At 59.1% G+C, this 4,565-nt stretch carries 5 protein-coding genes; 2 read left to right on the forward strand and 3 right to left on the reverse strand.

The annotated features are described in order from the left end of the window. On the reverse strand, positions 1–240 hold a 240-nt coding region (locus AC1DVA_RS26445; RefSeq protein WP_476807863.1), incomplete at its 3' end, for a hypothetical protein. A gap of 579 nt (positions 241–819) precedes the next feature. Between AC1DVA_RS26445 and AC1DVA_RS26450 the strand changes: the two genes are divergently transcribed. Together AC1DVA_RS26450 and AC1DVA_RS26455 are read left to right on the forward strand one after the other, a co-directional pair. Continuing rightward, positions 820–1,173, forward strand: a complete 354-nt coding sequence (locus AC1DVA_RS26450; RefSeq protein ID WP_476807864.1) for a DUF1330 domain-containing protein — start codon at positions 820–822, stop codon at positions 1,171–1,173. A gap of 854 nt (positions 1,174–2,027) precedes the next feature. Beyond that, positions 2,028–3,017 (forward strand): hypothetical protein, encoded by a 990-nt coding sequence (locus AC1DVA_RS26455; RefSeq protein WP_476807865.1) that lies wholly within the window; start codon positions 2,028–2,030, stop codon positions 3,015–3,017. 142 nt (positions 3,018–3,159) lie between these two features. Here AC1DVA_RS26455 and AC1DVA_RS26460 read toward each other — a convergent pair whose 3' ends face one another. After that, a complete protein-coding gene (locus AC1DVA_RS26460) occupies positions 3,160–3,942 on the reverse strand; it encodes a GntR family transcriptional regulator (protein WP_476807866.1) in 783 nt (260 codons plus the stop codon). A gap of 136 nt (positions 3,943–4,078) precedes the next feature. Beyond that, positions 4,079–4,565 (reverse strand): ABC transporter substrate-binding protein (locus AC1DVA_RS26465; protein WP_476807867.1); only part of this gene is annotated, 487 nt, incomplete at its 5' end.

The following is a 4,565-nucleotide window of genomic DNA, read 5'->3' on the forward strand; positions in this document are numbered from 1 at the left end:
AATCTGCTTCTCGATCTCCCCGGGGATTGCATCGTGTCGCGCCAGCATCTCGATCTGTCGGCGGCGCTCGTCGTCAGGCAGCACGGCCCAGGCGCTGGCGCGGGCGGCGTGGAGGCTGAATGCCTGGCGCGCGGTGGCGTTGTCTGGCGCGTGCTTGAGGCAGAGCGGCCAGAGTATGTCGATGTCGCTCTGGCGCTGGCGCTCATGCCAGCAGCCAAGGGCGAAGCGGGGCAGGCTCATACGGTCATCCTTCCTCGGCACCCCAGCCGGTGCGGGCTGGCGGCGCATATCCCGTCACCCTTTGGTCAACAACTCGATAAACACGATGAGCGCGACCAGGTTCGCTATGTGGAGGATCGTCTCGCCCCTGGCCGTTCGGATACGAAACCTGCACGACGGCGAGTGCGATCAAAGTTCTTCACGGACGACTAAAATCAGTTATGCTGCGTTGCACACTCCAAAGCGGGAGGTTGCAATGAGTTTCGTGTGCGGGGCTATTTGCCGTGCTCGCATCGGCAATGCCGGCGCCCAATTTGGGTAAGGACGTCGAGACGTTTGCGCTGCACTCGCCACGGTTCACGTCGTGATGTCTAAAAGGGCGTTGCTCGTCGATTGGTGCTCCAGTCTCCATCTCTTTAGCCCGCGCCTCTATGGCGCAGTGTCGAGTAGCCGCCGATGCTCACGAGCACGAGCACTGAAACCCTAGCAGCCAATCACCAGACAAGGATCGGATAGGCGATTTTAGAGCCGCAGCCATGACCATTTTTGTTCGCAGCGCTTGCAGTTTTGCAACCACGAGATCAATTCGCGGAGGCAACGATGGCTAAAGCCTATTGGATCGCGGCCTACCGCGAAATCAAGGACCCTGAAGCCCTTGCGGCATATGTTGAGCTAGCCGGTCCCGCGATTTGGGCGGCCGGCGGGCGCAATCTAGTACGAGGCGTTCCTGCCGTAACGCTGGAGGAAGGACTGAACCTGCGCACGGTCATTATAGAGTTCGACAGCGTCACAAGCGCCATCGCGGCGTATGAGAGCCCGGACTATCAGGCCGCGCGTAAGCTCTTGGGCGACGCTGTCGTCCGAGATATTCGCATCGTCGAGGCCACAGACTGGTCGCGCAAGCAGTCAATGGAGGCCTGGCTTCGAACATCTCAATCAGCGACACCAGGTTAGTTTTTCGTAGCGTCGGGCCACACGCTATGTCTGGTCATGCTGATCTGGATGCAAGCATGACGCTCAGCCTCCTCTCGCGACATGCCAGCTCGTATTCAAGGATGGCGGCGCAAGGCGCAACCGCGGCTCATGCTCGGCAGGCGCGGTTACCCACGCGAAGCTCGCGGTCCGCCGAAGCCCCGAATGTTGCAGGGGAGGGTGCGAGCCGGTGCGGTGGGGGTTCTCGCGAGATCCGCCCCGGCTCTGGCCACACGAGCGCTGGGAAGAACTTGTCGTGGTTGCCGTCTTATAGATAGCGGAAACCTCTGAGTCAGCCACGAAACTGAGCCGCGCACCATCTGCGAAGTCGCAGCGGAAAGGCGACGGCCGCCAGCTAACGCTTTCTGGCGTGACTTCTTTCCTCGATCTCGCGATCTCCCCAGATCTGGGCTTCCAACTCTAGGGAGGCCATCAGGTCTCGRTARTCTGCAATCATCTCGTCGYGTRACGGTGCGTCTGACCTGGTCMMGTAATCMAGCCCCACATGCGCCAATTCGTACGCCTCGCAAACGTCGAGAAAGTTTTCGCTTGCGGCCAGATCAAAACGGGCCCGCCAATCAGGAAAACGCAKTTTCAGACGGGCGCGCCCGCGCTCCTCGATCCGGGTCATAATGCCGACCTCGATATGTGAGGGCGGGTCGATGCACTCCTTGCCCTTCACTGATTTTGGGCAGGGCGCAGCGATCGCTCAATTGACCTTAGGGACAGCAGGGGCGAGAGTTTGGCTGACTGGTTAGCGCTCTGCGTGTCACCGCGCTGTTGCAGTAATTTCTCTATCTGTTCGAGATGGTGCTAAGCGTATTCGAAGGGCCTTGATGATGCCGACGCGTTCTCGTAGTGGCTCCCCTCCCAGCGCCGTACCAGTCATCTCCGCAAGTGATGTTCGAACCCAACTGGTTCGCATTTTAGCAAGTGACGACTTTAAGGTGCCCGAGCGGGTGCGCCGGTTTCTGTCCTACGTGGTTGAAGAAGTACTTGCTGGCCGGGCAGACCGCATCAAGGCTTATGCGATCGCAGTCGAAGTCTTCGGCCGGAGGGCAGATTTCGACGTTTCGAACGATCCCGTCGTTCGCATCGAGGCGGGGCGGCTCAGGCGCGGATTGGAGCGGTACTATCTGCTTGAAGGCAGTACCGACCCGCTTGTGATCGAGATTGCCAAGGGGGGCTATGTGCCCAGCTTCCGCTGGCAATTGAACGATCAGATCGACCCTGCGCCGCTTTCACCATCCGATCCCCCACCCGACGAACCATCCCGCCCGCAAATGGGCGATTGGCTGAGGCTTCCTTGGCTTGTCGGCGCCACTTCAGCGCTCGCGATCAGCTCCTTGGTGGCCTTCCTGGCGATAGCGAATGGACCGATCCCGGCTGCGCCAGTGAGCCCGGTACGGTTGTCACTTGTCGTGAAGTCCTTCGTCAACCTCACTGAGAAAGCCGAATTCGAGGTTTTTGCGGCGGCACTTGCGGACGATATCATCTCGCAGCTTGTTCCGAGCGAAGAGCTGACGATCTTTCGCGGTGAGGTACCAGCCGCCTTGGGATCTTCCGCGTCCGCCGCACAAAGCGATCGCCAGTTTGGCCGGCGCCACATCCTGGAGGGCGTGATCCGTGCAGGCGAAGGCAAGCTCAGGATCACAAGCCGCCTGCTGGATGGGCAAACGACCGCGATCATCTGGGCAGGCAGCTATGAAGCCGACCAGAATGCTGGCAGCGGCTTCAATCTCGATACAAATATAGCGGCGAAGATCGCTGCGGCAGTGAGCCTGCGCTTACGACCGCCGGCGAAGATTGCAATGGGCAGACGCTAAGCGGTTTGATCAATGCATTGTTTGACTGGTTCATTTGTCGCTCCACCGCCATTGTCCCGCCAGGAGGACGGTTCGATCCATCTGAAGGCGAGAGCGGGGACGGTGAAGGCGCATCGCGTGCAAGTTCATTGCACTCCGATTCCTAACCCCTCGGATGCATCGTGGGTTGGCGAACCTGGAACGATCGGGCCGACTCACGTTCGAGGGCGCGATCGTTCGCCCAGAAACGTCCCTCAGACAAGTTTTTACCTTCGAGAATAATACGGACGGTTTCCTTGTAATGACCCGTCAGTAGCTCGATTGCCAGATCGGCGTCATTCGCAATCACCGCCTCGACGATTCGATCGTGCTCGAGGCTCTCATCGCGAACGCCAAAACTCCTGTGCATCGACAATTGGCTATATCGGTAGAAGTGGTCGCCGAGTTGCGAGCAGAAGCTGGTTACCCAGCGCGAATTGCAGTTGGAAACGAGGCAGTTGTGAAATTCGCGATGGAGTTTTTGCCACTCCGGGTTCGGTTCGTAAGCCTGCTCAGACAACGAGCGCTTCGTGCGCCGCAGGCGGTGATGCGCGATGATGATGGATTCGAGCCATTCGGGTGTTGAGGCTGCCATTGATTTCGCCAGCGCGAGACTTTCCAGCCACTCGCGCGTTCTCGAAAGCTCCATAAGCTCCTCGACCCCGACATCGACGACGGTGAAGCCGCGCTGATCACGGCAGATCACAAGTCCCTCGGACACGAGCCTATTGAGCGCTTCGCGTACGGGTGTCGGGCCGACGCCGTATATCTCCACCATCGACCGAATGCGCAGATGCAGTCCCGGTTCCAGAATGCCCTCCAGCAGGTCGCTTCGCAGCCTCTCATAGAGATTTGAGGCCTGCGTAGCGTCCGACTGCCTGTGTTTAGTAGCCTCGTTACGGGACAATCCATCCTCCCATTTTCAGACTACGCAGCCRTGGCCGACTGAATCTCGTCACGGACACGGCATGCCTCACCTGGCAAACGACGCTTACCATCAGCCCGATCTTCTCGGGAACGAGAATTGTCTGGCTTATCGACGCTTATCTGAAGATGGACTGCCAGTCCTTCTTCGCCGCCGCCAAGTCTTCGTCGCTGAGCTTGGCCCAGTCGATCGGGATGACTCTGAGGGTATCGATGGTCAGCGGATAATCCGGCAGCGGACTGGCCGCCCCGRCACGGCCGGAAATCAGCGATTCCTCAGTGCTTATGATCTTCTGGCCCTCCTCGGAAAGCAGGTAGTCAAGCCAGAGCTTGGCTGCGTTGGGGTTGGGCGCCTTGTTCATGATGAAGAGGTTCTGCGGAAGCAGGACCAGCCCCTCTTTGGGGATCATCATCTTCAAGGTACCGCCGAGGTCGTTGCGCCGCTTCACATGGGTGGCCTGTCCGTAAAGCGTCATGAGATCCTGCCCGGACAGAACGCGATCATGTGCCATCTCTCCGGCCTGAATGATGCGGGGACCCATTTCGGCGATCTTCTTGTAATAGTCTTCGCCCATAACCTTCCGCACGCCCATGAAAGTGATGAGG

Source organism: Allobosea sp. P4_C6, assembly GCF_056402015.1.

Coding starts and splice junctions, on each gene's coding strand:
- AC1DVA_RS26450 (WP_476807864.1), top strand. CDS start 820: ATGGCTAAAGCCTATTGGATCGCGGCCTACCGCGAAATCAAGGACCCT.
- AC1DVA_RS26455 (WP_476807865.1), top strand. CDS start 2,028: ATGATGCCGACGCGTTCTCGTAGTGGCTCCCCTCCCAGCGCCGTACCA.